Below are 14,941 nucleotides of genomic sequence, written 5' to 3'. Positions count from 1 at the left end.
CGTTCCTTTTTGCCCGAGAATGTTCGGTCTTCTGCCAGTGACAGAGCGTAGTCCACAGCGTGATGGCTGTGTCGCAAACGCATATAGCCGTGGTGGGGCATGGAGCGATCGCGTGCGCTTCCATCAGTAGATCTGCGGCCCACATCTCGAGTTCATGCTCAGTCTTTCTCTTGGGCATGGTTAGGCCTTCTTGGTTCGTTTCGGCTTTGGAGGAGGCTGCTGCGGGATAGATCGAAATATTACGTCGCCGATGACGTGCCGCTCGGTCGTCTCGATGCTATCCGCTGCGAACGAGACGCGATCACGCCAATCCCGTCCCATGGGATCTGCTCTCGTCGCAATGGCGCGAGCCACCCCCTCGGTCTCGGCGGGGACGATGGCAATCTGTCTGCTCTTCTCAAGCAGATTCAATGCAGGCGTTAACCGCCACAATCGATTGGTTTCGGGGACCAAAACGGGCGGAGCGGCGATCTCGGTGACGGGCTCGTCTTCGTCGGACATAAGGAGAAAACGACAACCAGCGCGCCATGTTCCTTGGAGAGATGAGGAGCAGCCGGGCGTGCGCTTGCTACCGGGATCGATGATCTGCGTAACCAGCAATCACGGCCCCTACGGCGATGCCGATAATGATGCCAGCGGTCACGTTCCTGATGGCAATACCGAGGACAGCTCCAAGGCACACCCCTAACGCAATGCCTAGCCCCATCCTCGAAGGATGTTGTTTCATCGGATTCCAAACCAGTTGGGATAAGATAGCTTAGGGAATCGGCGCGCTGTAAGTCCAGATGTTTAGGGCCCCGGTCGGGTCTCTTCGTGGAAAAGGCAAACGCGGGGTCGAACCGGAGCGCAAATCTAACATCAGGCCTTGTGCGCCATCACCGCCACAAAGGAAGCGCCGTCCTCGAAGAACAAATCCTTCATCATCGAGGAGAAGGCCCCGAGATCGTGCGCCGCTATTGGGACTGGCATCACGTTCGCCTTGACAGGTTTTTGGAGAGCCGAATTCGTCCGAGCGCGCACGCTTAAAGAGGCGGCCCAGCGCCCGTTTGGACTCAGGCGCCGAGCCTAACCAACAGCCGCTGAGGAAAGCTGCCGGCTTCGTAAAAAATCAACGCAAACCTAATTCGTTCCTCGGGGAAGATCGGCCCGCGGCGGATGGGATCGACCGCCGGGCCGCCTCACTGAACTCGGTGCGGAATGATCCCGAGCCCGGTGATGGAAATTTAGAGAGGCCCGGCGGCGGTCGAGTTGGGTGCAAGGGTAAGCCGCCGAGCCCGGAAGGCAGACACACAGAACTGCCGACCGCGGAAAAAATTGGCAAAAACAGATTTAGTTCCAACCAAGCCCGGCAGCGAAATGGCCCGACGCTCAACCGAATCCATGAGCGCCGGGCCTGGCCTAAGCGTGGCTTCTAGGGTCACGCCGACCATCGACCTCTAGCATCGCAACCCAAGGAAACTCAATGATCCGCCTGTTCTCCGCGTGCGTTTTGCCGTGCGCATTTTTCAATTCACCGGCGTTTGCCCAGAATTTTCTCGAAGGCGTTGTCTCGATTAGCGTCAAGTTGACCAAGGAAGAAACGTGCGTCGCCAGCCAGTACGGCGTTGGGGATGGCTACCACGGCCGTAGGACGGCTTCGGGCGAACGGTTCAACGCCTACGCCCTGATGGCCGCGCACAAGAGCCGGCGCTTCGGTAGCCACGTCACGGTCACGAACAAGAACAACGGCAGATCGGTGCGGGTCCGCATCACGGACCGGCCCGTTCATCGAGGGGCTGCATCGACCCGTCTCGAGCAGCAGCCAACGCAATCGGCATGGGCGGGATCGCGCGCGTAACCGTTCAGTAGCCCACGAGGCCCGAGAGGGCGACCCGGATGACCCGGTCTTGTTTACGGAGCGATTCTCAGCCGGCGAGAAACTAAGCGACTTGAGACAGAAATCCGGTTATCATTGACGTCGCCGGTTGCGGGCGGGGAGAATACCGTTTCGACGTCGAAGCTCGTGTACATGCGGCGAAGAGCTAAGGTCCATGAAGCATGGAGGCCCTGCGATGTGGATAACATTAATGGCTTGCTTCGCTTGTTTTCTGATCGGCGGATATGCGGGCCTCTGCCTTGGTTACTACTCGGGTACGGAAGTGGTCCGGCAAGAGGTGCGAGAGTTGTTGGACAGACGGTGGCCAGTCGCAGAAGGTCAGTCGGCAGTCATTCAGGACAACGGCGGCGCCTTCTCCGCAAACTGAACGACGGCCTGTCGTCAGGCGTGCCCCCATTTAAGTACACTCCGGCGCGCTCCTCAACTCTCCGCGCTCGTTCCTGGTATTTCACCGCCAGAGCATTTAGCCGGTCGGACACTGATCGATACCCGCCGAATTTCGCAAACTCTTCGCACCTTCGAGATATCGCTCTCAGTCGTGCAGCCGTTGCGATCGCTTCTCGTTGGGGCGTCGTCAGAGCCATCGACGCACTCGGCGCAGCGCTACTAATCGATCCACAATCTCGAAAGTGTTCTTTTGCGCAATTCGATACGCTCTCCACCTTCGGCAGACGTGAGTCTGGCCCTCAGCAAGCAAGACCGAAAACATGATTGAACCGCCATGTTGCGGCGCATAATCGTTTTTTGCCGGGAAGGTAGCGTCGATATGGAGGATGGAAATGCCGCACGAATATCGGGTGTGGACCGATGATGATATTGCAAAGTTACCAGATCCGGCTGGCAGCCGATCTCCTGACGACATTTCCAGAGAGTTGGGACCGACGCGAGCGGCAACTGTGTGCAAAGCTCACCTGCTTGGTATTTCAATGCGTAGGCCTGCAAATGCAGGACTTCCACGAAATTGGTATAAGCAGCCGCAGGAACGTTCACCTAGACTTTAGTTTACTATGGCCGGACTTATCCTGAGGGACAGCTGGCCATTTTTATTCCACGAGCCGAAGGCGCCCGTAGCCCTTGCGCAGCCGCTCCTGTGCAGCGCCCACGTCTTCGTGGTCAAGTATTTCGAGCATGCGTTGTAAGACGAGTTGCGGGCTCCGCGGTCCCGGCCACATGTAGCTGTGTAAGACGGCCCTAGCGTCATCCATGGCATCGTTGATGGTGTCGATGTCGCGCATCATTGATCCCTCATGAGCTTGTAGCGGTTGCGCCACTTCAGATCCTTGTCGACGGAGTGGTAAACCGGCGTGCCTCCTGGAAAGAGTGCTTGCAACATGCCGAGGCGTGCGAACTCGATCGGCCCGTCGTACTCGGCGGCCTGTATCAAGACGTGCATTGCGTTCTGCCACGGTGGGGCGTCGTGCGTCTGCTTCGGCAGGCGGGTGATGTATTCGCCGGCATCCTGCAGGGTGGCCAGTTTACCGCGAGCGGGGAGGGCAATGGGGTCTGGAAAACGCGTCGACCATGGCATAACTCAAATCCGCAACTGAACGGCAGATTCAAACGTCCTGTTGCGGATTAGTTCCGGTCAAGCGCTCAGGCTTCTCCCACAGACTATCGGTGTCGAAGGTCTTCGATAGCGCCTTTGGCTCGCAGGTCCGCCCTTACCTTGCGGACGCTTGGCAGCGAAATCCCCAGATCGCACGCCTTCCTTTTGACTGACGTAATGGGCCGGCCGAGCGCTGCTGCGGCACGTAGAGCAGACGCTCCGCTGTCGACTAGCTCTTTCAGCTTGGCGACGTCTTCCGTATCCCATTGTTTCGCAAGCAGGCGCCTGGTCACTGTTATTTCTCCAGCGGTCGCAGCTCGCCGTTCAACCAGCCCTCGGCCTGGATCACTGGATCTGGCCCAACAGCGGCATGGATGAAGCTGCACTTTGGACATTCGTAGGCATGGATGACCATTCCCTTGTCCGCCGGAGTAGACCGCAGCCAAGCAGTGACAGATCCGCATTTCGGACAGATCGGCGTTCGGGTCTGTGGCATAGCGGTGACAAATTATCAGAAATGGTCAGTCTGAAAAGTGAATTGCGCTTGAGATCAATCGAGCAGCGGGGGTACCTCGCAATAATTCGGCCCGACGTCATCGGGGGCAATGTCGTCGGGCCTAACCGGATTATCGACCTTGGAGAGATGGTGTCCGGCTGCTCCAACAAGCAACGTCAGGGAACATCGTTCCTTAAAGGGCGCGCCGCGATATAATGTGGAATGAAACCAACGAAGTCGCTCAGGAAGCAGGCTAAGAAAGCCGAGGCTGTAGCTCTGCGCTTGGAAGACACCGAGCACGCTGAACGCATGCACAATCTAGCCGAAGCATTCCGAGCTCAAGCTGAGGCGCTGAAACCTAAAAAGAAAGGGAAAGCGAAGAACAGCAGCGGAGATTAGTCGGCCAGCTTCTGGCAATGATTACGTCACTCTTCGGGGCGGCGTGAAAGTTCGTCCTCTTGCCGTTCTTGATGCCTTCAACTTCCCATCGGCCATCGTCGGCCTCGAGCTTGGAAATCAGCGAGTAGCCGGGCTGCAGCACCTTCGCGATCACTTGCTCCACTGGCATGCCAAAGCGTGCGAGACCTTACCTCGTTGCCTTGACAGTCACGAAAACCGATGCGTCATCGCCAAGCGGATTCTACACCGCGTCAATGAGGGAGAGCGGACCTTCGTCGGCATGGCAGTTGCGGGGATAGCGGCGGTTGAAGGGCTACGGCGCGGCACCAACAGGTTTGAGCTACAGCATACCCAGAGCGGCTGGCTTTGTCGGTCTATAACCGTGGCTCTCTGGGCTTCGCTAAATCACACTGGAGCCACTCCGGAACGAATGACAGATTCTCCCGTTTTTATCGAGACTCAAACGAGGGAGAGCCATTATGGCAAACGAAACGAGCAATCTGATCAGCAGCGAGAAGGTTGAAGGCACCGCCGTCTATGGTCCCGACAGCGAAAAGGTCGGCTCGATTGAAAGCGTGATGATCGACAAAGTCAGCGGCAAAGTTGCCTATGCCGTGCTGAGCTTCGGCGGCTTCCTTGGGATGGGCGATGAGCATTATCCGCTCCCTTGGCAGACGCTGAAGTACGACACCAATCTTGAGGGTTACGTTACCAACGTGACGAAGGCTCAGCTCGAGGGCGCGCCGAAATACGCCAATGACAGCGACTGGGACTGGTCGGACACCAACCGGGCTCGCTCGCTCAATGATTACTACGGCACTCCTTGGGTCTAGCTCCTCGATCGCGGCAAGTCGTGGCTCTTTGATCTTAAAGCAAGAAACTATTCTACTTTGGCTGAATTGTCTGACGCATACGCCGGGTGACAACCGGCCAAAACGGGGATGATGGACGCGGCGGTTTTGCCGGTTTCTCGTCGCGACAGCAACGCATTGGTACGCGCGGCAATCTAACCCGTTCCCGGCGTATGCGCTTAAATACTCGCTCGGTTCGCGGCAGAAGCGTAATGCTCATAATCGTACTAGTAAAATGCCAGCAGCCGCGACGGCGATGATCCTGGCAACCAGCACAGCGATTGGCGCGATCCTTGAGGTGGGCATTAGAATTCTGCATGAGCGGAGCTCACAGAAACGCAAGTACGTTTGCGCTGGAGGCCTTTGAGGGAGCCGACGACCCTCAGCACCTTGCCGTAACTACAGCTGTTGGTCCGGACATAGACGACAGCGAAGGGGGGCAGGGTGTGGGGCTCACGGGCAAGGATGGACTGAGCCGACGCGTCCGCGTCAAACAACAATGCGATACCGAAAATGAGCATACGCATAACACATCCCATCATCCAATAACCGCGTACAATACTTCTATTGAGATTTAGTTCGCTTTGCGAAAACGTCGCACCGCCCGTGGCACAGGGGGTAGCCACAATGGGGTACGAGTGTTCATGAGCCTTCTAGCCGGACGGCTAGCGCAGAAGGGAGCAAGGTTCTGCATCGCTCTTCCTATTTTTCTGTGTCAGTCGGAGCACTAGATTGCGAGGCCTCGGGGAGGTGTGCAGTCGGATTACTCCGTGCGGAGCATTTACACGGCTCGTTGACGTCGGAATGCTCTTGGCTCGATCAAGCCTTGTCATTCAAACGGCGTAAAGGCAAAGGGAAAGCCGCAATGTTGAACTTGACCCAGAGTGCCGCATTGCCTGCCGCGATTGCATCCCTTCATCCATGCAGGGAATCAATCTTCAACATTTCCAATCGCGCATCCCTCGTCAGGTCGGATGCTGATCCAGACAAGAAGCCTGACCTAGCTGGACAACGTGACGTACTACACGCGGTCCTGGCGCGAATTGGCTGCGGGCAAGTTCTACTCAAACGAGGCGGTTTGCTTGACGTGAGCGCAATCGGTCGTGCGATATTGGAACGCGAATGTGGCGCCGCGAGCGGGGAAACACTCTATCGCGCCGTCAAGCAACTCATGAATCGCGCGGGAGCGCAAATTCCCGTTGGCTCGACATCATGGCTCGCGACTTCCTTCAGGGAAGGCGTCACCAGGCTTGTAAGCCAGATGATCAATGTTTGGACCGATGAAACCAGCACCATCATTCTGCTCGATCTTGACGCTCATCCAGAGCCGACGCCTGAGGCGCTGCGGCGCTTGTTCGGCCTTACAGCCGCGGAAAGCCAGCTTGCAGTCGAATTGGCGCGTGGTCATAATTTGCTTGATATTTCTCACTCCCGGCGTCTGAGCCGGACGACAATCCGCTCACACCTGGCCTCTCTGTTCGTCAAAACTCAAACAAGGCGGCAGGCGGAGCTGGTTGCATTACTCGGGCGTGTCGCCGTCCTCCCGTCTCATGGCAATTGAGGTCGGCGATAGGCAGCCAGAAAGCCGGAGTGAAGTGCGATCGATGGAGAGATGTTGGAGCTGAAGGGCGTAGCTCCGCTTTGCGCGCACTAAGGGGATCAATCGCTATGGCTAACCTGGGGAAACCTATAAAGCCACGAAAGCAAACTTTCACCCGAACTAACGGGACGTCAACGAGCGTTAGCCTCGAGGATGCCTTTTGGGACGCGTTGACAGAGATTGCGAGCGAAGAAGGTATCTCTCGGTTAACACTGACTAGGCGGATAGATCGCGACCGAGTCCACTCCAACCTGACGTCAGCGATCCGAGTTTCTGTTGTGGAGCGTTTTATTGCCAAATACCGCTCGGCAACTGGCGCCGATGCGGATAGGCAGCAAAAAGCCCGCCCCGGAGAGGGCGGGCTTTCTCGATAATTGCCGACATTACTTTTCCGGATGACCGGAGCCGGGCGGTGTCGTCTTCGGAGCCTTGCCATCTTCGACACGGCCTTCGTTGCGGAGGTCGCGACCTTGCTGGGCGCGCAGCCGCGCCAGCCGGCGACTGTCCGTAGGTTTGCGAGCTGGTTGAGGACGATGGCGCCGCGGTGACGCTGTTGATGTTGCCGGTCCCGATGTTGCCGGAGTTGGCAGCGCCCGTAGCTCCGCCGGCACCAGCGCCAGACGATCCTGCGCCGCCAGCTGAAGACGCGCTGCCACCCGCCGAGCCGCCGCTAGATCCTCCCCCGCCGCCACCTCCACCACCTTGGGCGAAAGCAGGCGCTGAAATTGCGACAATTGCCGAGATTAATATCGCGACGGCTGTGGATGACATGATCGAGCTCCCTGTTGAGCCGGTTCAAAGCGAATGTTGGAGAACAGTTCCGAGACTGTTTGGAACGATATGCCGGATCGCAAGCTTGTGCTGCTGCAGCGAGGAGATCACGAATGACTGACAAAACGCTACCACCTGCAGAGCCGGCCGAAGATTTGAAAGATGTCGTCATCGACGGCGTCAAAGACGCCGCCGACCGGGTCAGCACAGCGATCGACGAGGGTCGCAAGCCCGGCAGACCGTTAGACATTCTGGCAAAGGTCACACGGGACGCGCCATTGGGGGCCCTCTTAGTTGCTTTTCTTTTCGGAGCAGCAATGGCGCGGCGGCGCCATTGGTAGACAGATGAGTTACGATCCTGCTCGCAATATTGTCGACGGTTTGTTGAAACTAGGCGCGCTGAGCGTCCAGATAGGTGTCTTGATGGCAGAGGCGCTCCTCGCTGCGGGTGGTTCCACCAAAACGTTGCCAGCCGATGACGTTCCAGATCCGCCGCCTTCCCCCGCTCAGATTGAAGCGATTGCGCTAGCGCTCGAGCGGGAGATCCTTGGCAACTACGAACTCGGCTTCCAGGCTATGCTTCGGCTGAACTTTCCCCGGGATCGACTTCGAGAAATCGCCGTCACAGCGCTGAGGCGCGCGGCGCCGGCCGCACGACCACCGGTGCAACTGCAGGGAACGATGTTGAATAGGAGATGTTCCAACGTAGTCCCGTCCCGTTTGAACGGGAGCTCATAAGCTGGGAGCCGACATGTTTGCATCTACTCTCGTCGCAATGACCGAAGCTTCCCTTCTCGGCTTCGAAGCAAGCCGGGTCGTCGCATTGCGTATGCAAGTTTTTATGCTGGGCGGGACGGCCGCATGGAATGAGGCTGATCTGATGGTCCGTGAAAAGACGAAAGCCTTCAGTCAGGCGTTCCTTGATCTTGCGGCTGGGTCATCCCGATCAGACGTCTACTCTGACCTCAGAGCGATAGTGAAAGAAAATTACGATCGGCTCTCCGAGCGGCATTAAGCCCTATGAGCAATGCCGTGTTCCAGAAAACAAGTGCTCCGACGATAGTAGGCATCGTGAACTCACCACCTTTTGGTCAGGAGCGCGGAAGCCTCTCGGCTTCCGTTGCTTGGGCCGGGCGTCACTCCAGCAATTCTTGCCGATGCAAGAAGGCGTCGATCAGGACAACTGCATGGTAGCGGATGGCGAATACCACAGCCGGCCTGTGTCGCGAAACGCGCGGTCCAAACCATCGACCGCATCATCACCGCACTGCGGTCAGGATCCTTCTTTAAGGTTCCTCCGATAGCTTCATCTCAAGCGGCACTGTAATGCCTACCGCTAGCTGGTAGAAACGACAGAGCCGCCGGAGCGACCCGGCGGGTTTTCTTTGGAGGCGGCAGTGGCATCAGCAATCGAGCTTATTGTCAGCGCATACATCCAGGTTGGTGATCGGGCGGCGCTGGTCGGTCTGCTGGATGCGCATCGCTAAGGACCTGCGAAGCCGGACCGGTTTCGATTTTCGCGTGCCGCTGGATGCTGTCGAGAATGAAATCGAGGTCATTGAGGCAGGCGTTGCCACATTCGATAACTCGCCGTCCTAGTCTCTCGTGCGTGCTCTTCTTGACTCTCGGTGGCTTCATGCGACGTTGTGCCGATAGCAGCAGGGAGAGCGATGTGGCGACTGGTACCGTAAAGTGGTTTAACGCGACCAAGGGCTTCGGCTTCATTCAGCCGGACACAGGTGGCAAGGACGTGTTTGTGCATATTTCGGCCGTGGAACGGGCGGGGCTGAGCACGCTCAACGAGGGTGCCAAGGTCAGCTATGAAGAGCAGGAAAACCGCGGAAAGACGTCGGCAGAAAACCTGCGCGTCGGCTGATTGCGGCGAACTGACTGAAATATCGATCCGCCGGTTTCCCAGTCCCCCGGCGGTTCTCCTTTGCTCAGAAGAAACCCGGGCTGAGATCCAAGCCGTAGGTCATTGCAAGGATCGATACGAACAGTCCGGCCGCCCCGAACCAGACAAGATGCATCCAAGGCGACGTTGTGGGTGCTGTGACGATCGAGGGCGTCGGCTGCTTCAGTGCGACTGGCATGATGGCCTCCTGTGTTGCTGGCCTTCATAGGTGCGGCGAGCTGTCGCAGAGGTTCAGTTCTATTTTGCTGACGAGACGATAGCGGCCGCGCACGAACAGCGGGACCGTCGACAACCACGAAGACGGCCCCGCCACGCGCTCGAACCCTAGCCCTGGGGGGGGCATCGGGCCGTTCGGCGAACCTCAGGATGGATTGGTTTTCAGGAGGTGTCGTCACAGCATTTTGCCGCATCGACGACGTTACCGCGCATAGAGCGATTCGCTAATACCGTGTTGCGTGCACTCATCGTGACTAAAAGGGAAAGCCCGAAATCGAAGGGGTTTAGCAAATACGAGATGCAGCACGTAAATCTGCAAAAGAACGAAGCCGATACCGAGCGAAGTAGCTGAATTTTGTTGGGCAATTCATGTTGGCCTCGGAGCGATTCGAACGTCGCCCTCAGAATCGAATCCGGTGCTCGTTCATGGCATTGCAACATTTTCCCGATTGGAACTGAACGACAGTCTTTTTTGTTCTTCCCCGATAAACGGGGGCGTGACGGATGGTAGAAAAGGCCGGAACGGAAGCGTTGCGCAAGCGACGGATGTTGCACATCGAACAAGCGTCACACAAAGCAGAGCGAAAGCCGCTACCTTTAGGAGCTGACGCGCGTAGGAACTCCCGGGTCGTGCTTGCCCTGGTCCTTTTCGGCCTCGGGACATGGACCGCCTCAGCTTTTCTGCCGGCCCTGATATGGGCCACCATTCTCGCAGTTGCCCTGTGGCCGCTGTACCTTAAGTTTGCGGGGCGCTTTTCGTCAGATCATTCAAGTCTGGCAGCGTTCATCTTCACCGCAATCGTGGCTTTGGTGCTGTTCACCCCACTGTCACTTGCCATCTATCAAATCGCGCAGCAAGGCGACGTTCTTGTGAGGTGGCTAAAGCAAGCCCGCGAGAGCGGTGTTGAGGTGCCGGATTGGGTCGCGCGTCTACCGCTCGTTGCGGAAACTCTGCAAACTTGGTGGCGCGCCAACCTTTCGGATCCAAAAGCTGCAGCGGCATGGCTTCAAACTGCTAACGCGGATAATGCGTCGGAGTTGTTTAAAACATTCGGCTCACAGCTGCTTCATCGTCTTTTTCTGTTGCTGTTCTCGCTTCTGACCTTGTATTTCCTCCTCCGTAATGGTCGCGCTGTCACGAGCCGTTTCCTCGAGACGTGCGACCGCCTTATCGGCGATCCAGGAGAGGGACTCGTCGAGAAAATGGTCGAAGCGACGCGCGGCACGGTCAACGGTACAATTCTCGTCGCTGTGGGCGAAGGATTGCTTATTGGTGTCGGATTCTTGGTCGCCGGTGTACCGTCCCCCGTGATGTTTACTATAATAACCATAGCATTCGCGATGTTACCGTTCGGAGCCTGGTTGGCTTTCACCGCGGCGGCATTAGTTTTGGTCTCCGGCGAAGGCAGTGGGTTTGCGGCCGCTGGGGTGTTTCTATGGGGTGCGATCGTTATGCTTGCTGGCGATCACTTCGTATGGCCCACTCTGGTCGGTGGTTCGGCGCGACTTCCCTTTCTTCTAGCATTTGTTGGTATCTTCGGAGGTATTGCTGCGTTTGGCCTGTTCGGCTTATTCCTAGGGCCTGTCATTATGGCAGCACTACTGACCGTGTGGCGCGAGTGGATCTTCCGGCCAGTGCCGCAGTAACTTTGTGATCCTTCTTGAAGAGCTCCGCAAAATGAAAGATTTCCATATGAACTACGCTAGCTACTAACAAACCGAGGAGGTGCCTTTGCCGTCACAACATCAGTAATGGTCCAAAGATCGTGGCCCGCGGGAGGGGCCCACACGGCAGAAATCAGCTTTAAGTCAAGGCTGCGCTGGAATTAATTAACTTCTCAAGCCAATCCCGGCATTGATGTAGTTCACCTTCAGCGCCGCGAAGCTCGCGCGCAGGCAACGAAATAATGAGTTGAGCCGCGTCCAAGCAAGAATTACTCGATTAGAGGGTTCACCAGATTGCGCCCCTCAGCAGTGGCGAATCCACGCGGCAACGAAAGGCAACTCGTCGTCTTACAACACCCGCCCGGCGAAACGGCCGGTCTTGCCGCACGGCCATTGTGAGGTTGAGTGCCTGCTGTGAGTGACCTCCAGCCCGCATGTGGCTCGCGTAGACGGCTTGCTTCAGGTTTCGCCCACAGGCGTCATACGCGCCATCGAACGGCTTGGCCTAATAAATCCAAGCGAAATCTAAAGCCCCCGTCGTCCGCCTTAGCCGCTGTTCAGTACAAGACTTGCGGCAGCCAAGGTTAGCGAGAAGATCGGCGCATTCAATTCGATCTACTACGTTCCACCTACCTCACGCGACCTCACGTCGATAGGCAGCTCCAGATCCGCGAGCACCCATCCAATGCGGCATCGCTGCACCGTCGCGGTGGCTGCCGCCGACGCTGCCGGCGGCCACCGCGATCACCGCGCCCAGCAATATGGCCGCCGCTACGGAGAAGGCCAGGATCACTGAACTCCGTCGAGATTTGGCTATCGACGCTTGAGAGGTTGCAATCGCGGCATCGACCCGTTTTTCCGCCTCTGCGCCGGCGAGACCGGTGTTCGCGGCAACGAGTTGAGCAAGATAAGATCGATCCTCGCTGCTCATTCCCGAGTGGCTCGACGAGGTCAAGAGAATTCTTCCCGCCTCCGCACGTTCCTGCAGAAGGTCTACGTTTGCGGCGCGACGCAAGGGCCTGAACAGGCGGTCGATCTCGTAGCTTAGCAAAGGCTCCGCAGCGCTGGTGCGTGCTGACGATGAGTTACTGTTCGGCCGCGTTAGTGTCGCGCTTCCAATGAAGGCCGCAAGCGCTACGCCAAGAACAACGGCAAGCGCCCACGCAGCGAGTCCATGTAGACCATCGCGCTGTTCAATTTCGGCGGTATCCAAAGCAGCCAGACCGACATTTGTCCGCCCTGCAATATAGCCTCCCACTCCGAAACTCAGCGCGGCTTGGAGAATGAGATAAAGTCCCGACAATATCCAAAGCGCAGCGGAGGCGTCCCGCCAAGTTGGAGCCGTCGATGAAACGCCAAGTCCGATCGTTACGCCAAAGGCCAGCAGAATTGACGAAAGCGCGGTCGCTATGAGGGCACCGAGGATTACGGGCGTCCAGCTCAAATACCTTGAGGGGACTTCAACGGAAGCTGCGCCAGGTTCAATCGATTCAACCATCTCAGCGCAACCCGAAGAATGACAACACGGCCAAGATGACGACGATTAATCCCACCAGATAAATCAAACCATTCATCGTTCTTCTCCTCGTTTTGTTACCGTCAGAGCCTGCAGTCCTCACCGCTGTATTCAAAAAGCATCGCTCGGCCGTCTGCTGCATGAATCGACTGTTTTTGCCCTGCGTTTTCAAACTCTCGAATATTGCTTATTGTTCCCGACGCGTTGAGGCTCGCGGCCTTAAGTGACGGTGGCTCTACCTGCCGCCAGGGGCTGCGGCGCATCCTCATCGCTCGCTTGTGTCTTCTCGGCCTCCAACGTATTCCCCAACCGGGAAAAAGATGATTGTGGTCGAAGGCGCCCGTCGGGATGGCCTTGGGGCGGTAAAAACGACCTCGCGTCCAAACGGCGAATAGGCCTGCTGGCTCCTTGATTGATCGTTCGCGGCGGTCCTTAGCCTCCAGCGCCACGGCACGCTTCCGGGCCGTCGAGGAGCAAAACGATGAGCTACCATCTTTCAAATGGATGCCCAGTCCGGGCTCCGGGACAAAAATGTACTGATCTATTGAACGTCAATTTACGGCGACACACCGCGCGCTTCTCCGCTATGGCCGACGTTTCGGGAAGAACTGGCAACTTTCGCCGTCGTGCTGAGTTGGCACCGACTGTAAGCAATCGCCGGAGCGAGAATGGTTGACGAAGTGGCGGTGAGAAGGGCGGCAGAGACAGCATGGACGGTGTACAGGGCGGCGCATCCCGACGTCGATACACAGGACAGCCGCCGCTGCCTGCTGGAGCGCTATCTGCACAGGAGGGGTGAAACGCGAGAAAGCGATAGCGAAGAACTCGCCAGCTTCGGCATAGCGCACCTGCGCCGGCTTCCCCAAGACGAATGTTGACGGGCATGAAAATGCTCGCTGGATGGGCTCAAGGAAGCACAAGGCCGAATTGGACACTGCTCGCGATTTCGTTCCTCATTTCCGCGACCATCGTGACAGTCCTGCGGTTCGTGTTCGGAGGCTAGCCGATGCGGATTGACCAACTTGCTTTGTTGTAGGTTGCGGCGAACTTGACACCCCGGCCCGTGAACGGGTCGGCAGGATGCCGAGCGTCGTCTAGTCCTGAGCCGGCGCATGGACATGGCGACGACGAAAGTTACGATGAGGGGGTTGCGAAGCCAGGACGGAACCCGCATCATCCGTCCATCAGGACCCGGCGGCGTCCGCGGCTTCGCGAGCTTTCTCGCCCATGCGTTGCACAGTCCTTTCACCGACCTTCTCGGCAGCAGCGCGTGCCTCGCACTTGGTCCGGATATCCTCTAATTCCTCGTCGGTCAGATGCTCGATGCCGACGAATGAGTTATGAGCGGCACTCGTTCGGATGAGTTCGTCTAGCTTCACCTGAATGGCGGCGCTGTCTCGGTTCTGAGAGTTCTGGATGAGAAAGACCATCAAGAACGTCACAATCGTCGTCCCAGTGTTGATGACAAGCTGCCACGTGTCCGAGTAACCGAACAGAGGACCGGTCACGGCCCAGATGATCACGACGGCGGCTGCGACGATGAACGTCGTGGCTCGACCCGCGAGTTGAGAAGTCTTGTTAGCAAGGTCTCCAAAAAAACGGGAAAATCCGCTTCGACGTTCGTTGTTTGACACTATTGAATCCATTTGCTGGTGCGACCTTCCACAACATGCCGTGCAAATTCAAGGCAGACCCGCGTTTTGCGATGGTAATTTATTGGTCCAGCGCTTGGTCACGCCAGGCGCCACATTTCTTGGCACCCATGGATGACGTGACGCTCAATAGCCCAACAATCATTACGCGCAAACGCTGTAGCAAGCTCACCAGGTCAAGGGTAGTTGCTCGGAATCCTCAGGTTGCATCACTTGTGGCCTTGAAATGCGCCGGCTTGCATAGTGCGGCGTCTGGCGCATCTTACGCCGGCGGGGCGTTTCTGTGACTTGGCGGAACTCAGTTGGCTTGCGCTCGGCGGTGTTTGTAGAGGCGAGGATAGGTGTCGGCTTCGCCGGCTCGACAGCAGCCGGTTGTAGGTGGACTTGACGCGGAGCGGATCCGCCGCCTTCGCCGCGCAGGCATTCTTCGGAGTAGTA

Annotated in this window: 19 protein-coding genes; 10 read left to right on the top strand and 9 right to left on the bottom strand. The window is 57.4% G+C overall.

Going from position 1 to position 14,941, the window contains the following annotated elements; genetic code table 11:
• Positions 1–180 precede the first annotated feature (180 nt).
• Together AC1DUY_RS15915 and AC1DUY_RS15910 are read right to left on the bottom strand one after the other, a co-directional pair.
• Complete coding sequence (locus tag AC1DUY_RS15915; RefSeq protein ID WP_478115890.1) at positions 181–600, bottom strand: hypothetical protein; 420 nt, start codon at positions 598–600, stop codon at positions 181–183.
• Positions 569–706, bottom strand: coding sequence for a glycine zipper domain-containing protein (locus AC1DUY_RS15910; protein ID WP_478115877.1), 138 nt, complete (start codon positions 704–706; stop codon positions 569–571). Before AC1DUY_RS15910 ends, AC1DUY_RS15915 begins: the two co-directional genes overlap by 32 nt.
• A gap of 756 nt (positions 707–1,462) precedes the next feature.
• On the opposite strand from AC1DUY_RS15910, the gene AC1DUY_RS15905 reads away from it, so the two are divergent.
• Positions 1,463–1,837 (top strand): septal ring lytic transglycosylase RlpA family protein, encoded by a 375-nt coding sequence (locus AC1DUY_RS15905; protein ID WP_478115490.1) that lies wholly within the window; start codon positions 1,463–1,465, stop codon positions 1,835–1,837.
• A 1,082-nt stretch (positions 1,838–2,919) separates the two neighbouring features.
• Here AC1DUY_RS15905 and AC1DUY_RS15900 read toward each other — a convergent pair.
• Both AC1DUY_RS15900 and AC1DUY_RS15895 read right to left on the bottom strand, forming a co-directional pair.
• Positions 2,920–3,114, bottom strand: coding sequence for a hypothetical protein (locus tag AC1DUY_RS15900; protein ID WP_478115488.1), 195 nt, complete (start codon positions 3,112–3,114; stop codon positions 2,920–2,922).
• A complete protein-coding gene (locus AC1DUY_RS15895; RefSeq protein ID WP_478115486.1) occupies positions 3,111–3,404 on the bottom strand; it encodes a hypothetical protein in 294 nt (97 codons plus the stop codon). The genes AC1DUY_RS15900 and AC1DUY_RS15895 overlap by 4 nt, the downstream gene beginning before the upstream one ends.
• A 736-nt stretch (positions 3,405–4,140) precedes the next feature.
• Here AC1DUY_RS15895 and AC1DUY_RS15890 point away from each other — a divergent pair.
• Positions 4,141–4,317 carry a hypothetical protein gene (locus AC1DUY_RS15890; RefSeq protein WP_478115484.1) on the top strand — a complete coding sequence of 59 codons (177 nt, stop codon included), beginning with the start codon at positions 4,141–4,143 and terminating at the stop codon, positions 4,315–4,317.
• Here the strand turns inward: AC1DUY_RS15890 and AC1DUY_RS15885 are convergent.
• Positions 4,277–4,486 (bottom strand): PepSY domain-containing protein, encoded by a 210-nt coding sequence (locus AC1DUY_RS15885; protein ID WP_478115482.1) that lies wholly within the window; start codon positions 4,484–4,486, stop codon positions 4,277–4,279. The genes AC1DUY_RS15890 and AC1DUY_RS15885 overlap by 41 nt on opposite strands.
• A gap of 310 nt (positions 4,487–4,796) precedes the next feature.
• Between AC1DUY_RS15885 and AC1DUY_RS15880 the strand changes: the two genes are divergently transcribed.
• The 3 genes from AC1DUY_RS15880 to AC1DUY_RS15870 all read left to right on the top strand — a co-directional run bounded on the left by AC1DUY_RS15880 (position 4,797) and on the right by AC1DUY_RS15870 (position 7,142).
• A complete protein-coding gene (locus AC1DUY_RS15880) occupies positions 4,797–5,150 on the top strand; it encodes a PRC-barrel domain-containing protein (RefSeq protein WP_120286810.1) in 354 nt (117 codons plus the stop codon).
• An 883-nt stretch (positions 5,151–6,033) separates the two neighbouring features.
• Positions 6,034–6,729, top strand: a complete 696-nt coding sequence (locus AC1DUY_RS15875) for a helix-turn-helix transcriptional regulator (protein WP_478115479.1) — start codon at positions 6,034–6,036, stop codon at positions 6,727–6,729.
• Between the two features lie 107 nt (positions 6,730–6,836).
• The gene (locus tag AC1DUY_RS15870; protein WP_439059630.1) at positions 6,837–7,142 is read left to right on the top strand and encodes a ribbon-helix-helix domain-containing protein; all 306 of its coding nucleotides are present in this window, start codon (positions 6,837–6,839) and stop codon (positions 7,140–7,142) included.
• A gap of 9 nt (positions 7,143–7,151) precedes the next feature.
• Here the strand turns inward: AC1DUY_RS15870 and AC1DUY_RS15865 are convergent, their stop codons facing one another.
• The gene (locus AC1DUY_RS15865; RefSeq protein WP_478115477.1) at positions 7,152–7,424 is read right to left on the bottom strand and encodes a hypothetical protein; all 273 of its coding nucleotides are present in this window, start codon (positions 7,422–7,424) and stop codon (positions 7,152–7,154) included.
• Between the two features lie 228 nt (positions 7,425–7,652).
• Here AC1DUY_RS15865 and AC1DUY_RS15860 point away from each other — a divergent pair, with 228 nt between their 5' ends.
• From AC1DUY_RS15860 to AC1DUY_RS15850, 3 genes are all read left to right on the top strand, one after another.
• Positions 7,653–7,880, top strand: coding sequence for a hypothetical protein (locus tag AC1DUY_RS15860; protein WP_068738890.1), 228 nt, complete (start codon positions 7,653–7,655; stop codon positions 7,878–7,880).
• Positions 7,881–8,290: 410 nt separating this feature from the next.
• Positions 8,291–8,554, top strand: a complete 264-nt coding sequence (locus tag AC1DUY_RS15855) for a hypothetical protein (protein ID WP_184511649.1) — start codon at positions 8,291–8,293, stop codon at positions 8,552–8,554.
• Between the two features lie 657 nt (positions 8,555–9,211).
• Positions 9,212–9,415, top strand: a complete 204-nt coding sequence (locus AC1DUY_RS15850) for a cold-shock protein (RefSeq protein WP_068738889.1) — start codon at positions 9,212–9,214, stop codon at positions 9,413–9,415.
• A gap of 64 nt (positions 9,416–9,479) precedes the next feature.
• Here AC1DUY_RS15850 and AC1DUY_RS15845 read toward each other — a convergent pair whose 3' ends face one another.
• A complete protein-coding gene (locus AC1DUY_RS15845; protein WP_158596709.1) occupies positions 9,480–9,632 on the bottom strand; it encodes a hypothetical protein in 153 nt (50 codons plus the stop codon).
• Between the two features lie 668 nt (positions 9,633–10,300).
• On the opposite strand from AC1DUY_RS15845, the gene AC1DUY_RS15840 reads away from it, so the two are divergent.
• Complete coding sequence (locus tag AC1DUY_RS15840; protein ID WP_478115474.1) at positions 10,301–11,317, top strand: AI-2E family transporter; 1,017 nt, start codon at positions 10,301–10,303, stop codon at positions 11,315–11,317.
• A gap of 652 nt (positions 11,318–11,969) precedes the next feature.
• Here the strand turns inward: AC1DUY_RS15840 and AC1DUY_RS15835 are convergent.
• Positions 11,970–12,833, bottom strand: coding sequence for a hypothetical protein (locus AC1DUY_RS15835; protein WP_120286805.1), 864 nt, complete (start codon positions 12,831–12,833; stop codon positions 11,970–11,972).
• A 686-nt stretch (positions 12,834–13,519) separates the two neighbouring features.
• Between AC1DUY_RS15835 and AC1DUY_RS15830 the strand changes: the two genes are divergently transcribed.
• Positions 13,520–13,729 carry a hypothetical protein gene (locus AC1DUY_RS15830; protein ID WP_478115471.1) on the top strand — a complete coding sequence of 70 codons (210 nt, stop codon included), beginning with the start codon at positions 13,520–13,522 and terminating at the stop codon, positions 13,727–13,729.
• A gap of 306 nt (positions 13,730–14,035) precedes the next feature.
• Here the strand turns inward: AC1DUY_RS15830 and AC1DUY_RS15825 are convergent, their stop codons facing one another.
• Entirely contained in the window at positions 14,036–14,497 is a 462-nt protein-coding gene (locus AC1DUY_RS15825) for a low affinity iron permease family protein (RefSeq protein WP_068738758.1), read from the bottom strand.
• Between the last annotated feature and the right edge of the window lie 444 nt (positions 14,498–14,941).

This window comes from Tardiphaga sp. P4_G1 (assembly GCF_056401215.1).
This window is presented reverse-complemented; position numbering and strand designations above follow the sequence as displayed.

Bases quoted from the DNA above. Each gene is read 5' to 3' on its own strand.
- AC1DUY_RS15825 (WP_068738758.1), bottom strand. From the start codon at position 14,497: ATGGATTCAATAGTGTCAAACAACGAACGTCGAAGCGGATTTTCCCGT.
- AC1DUY_RS15855 (WP_184511649.1), top strand. From the start codon at position 8,291: ATGTTTGCATCTACTCTCGTCGCAATGACCGAAGCTTCCCTTCTCGGC.
- AC1DUY_RS15835 (WP_120286805.1), bottom strand. From the start codon at position 12,833: ATGGTTGAATCGATTGAACCTGGCGCAGCTTCCGTTGAAGTCCCCTCA.
- AC1DUY_RS15895 (WP_478115486.1), bottom strand. From the start codon at position 3,404: ATGCCATGGTCGACGCGTTTTCCAGACCCCATTGCCCTCCCCGCTCGC.
- AC1DUY_RS15890 (WP_478115484.1), top strand. From the start codon at position 4,141: ATGAAACCAACGAAGTCGCTCAGGAAGCAGGCTAAGAAAGCCGAGGCT.
- AC1DUY_RS15880 (WP_120286810.1), top strand. From the start codon at position 4,797: ATGGCAAACGAAACGAGCAATCTGATCAGCAGCGAGAAGGTTGAAGGC.
- AC1DUY_RS15830 (WP_478115471.1), top strand. From the start codon at position 13,520: ATGGTTGACGAAGTGGCGGTGAGAAGGGCGGCAGAGACAGCATGGACG.
- AC1DUY_RS15845 (WP_158596709.1), bottom strand. From the start codon at position 9,632: ATGCCAGTCGCACTGAAGCAGCCGACGCCCTCGATCGTCACAGCACCC.
- AC1DUY_RS15885 (WP_478115482.1), bottom strand. From the start codon at position 4,486: ATGCCAGTGGAGCAAGTGATCGCGAAGGTGCTGCAGCCCGGCTACTCG.
- AC1DUY_RS15860 (WP_068738890.1), top strand. From the start codon at position 7,653: ATGACTGACAAAACGCTACCACCTGCAGAGCCGGCCGAAGATTTGAAA.
- AC1DUY_RS15870 (WP_439059630.1), top strand. From the start codon at position 6,837: ATGGCTAACCTGGGGAAACCTATAAAGCCACGAAAGCAAACTTTCACC.
- AC1DUY_RS15910 (WP_478115877.1), bottom strand. From the start codon at position 706: ATGGGGCTAGGCATTGCGTTAGGGGTGTGCCTTGGAGCTGTCCTCGGT.
- AC1DUY_RS15875 (WP_478115479.1), top strand. From the start codon at position 6,034: ATGTTGAACTTGACCCAGAGTGCCGCATTGCCTGCCGCGATTGCATCC.
- AC1DUY_RS15900 (WP_478115488.1), bottom strand. From the start codon at position 3,114: ATGATGCGCGACATCGACACCATCAACGATGCCATGGATGACGCTAGG.
- AC1DUY_RS15905 (WP_478115490.1), top strand. From the start codon at position 1,463: ATGATCCGCCTGTTCTCCGCGTGCGTTTTGCCGTGCGCATTTTTCAAT.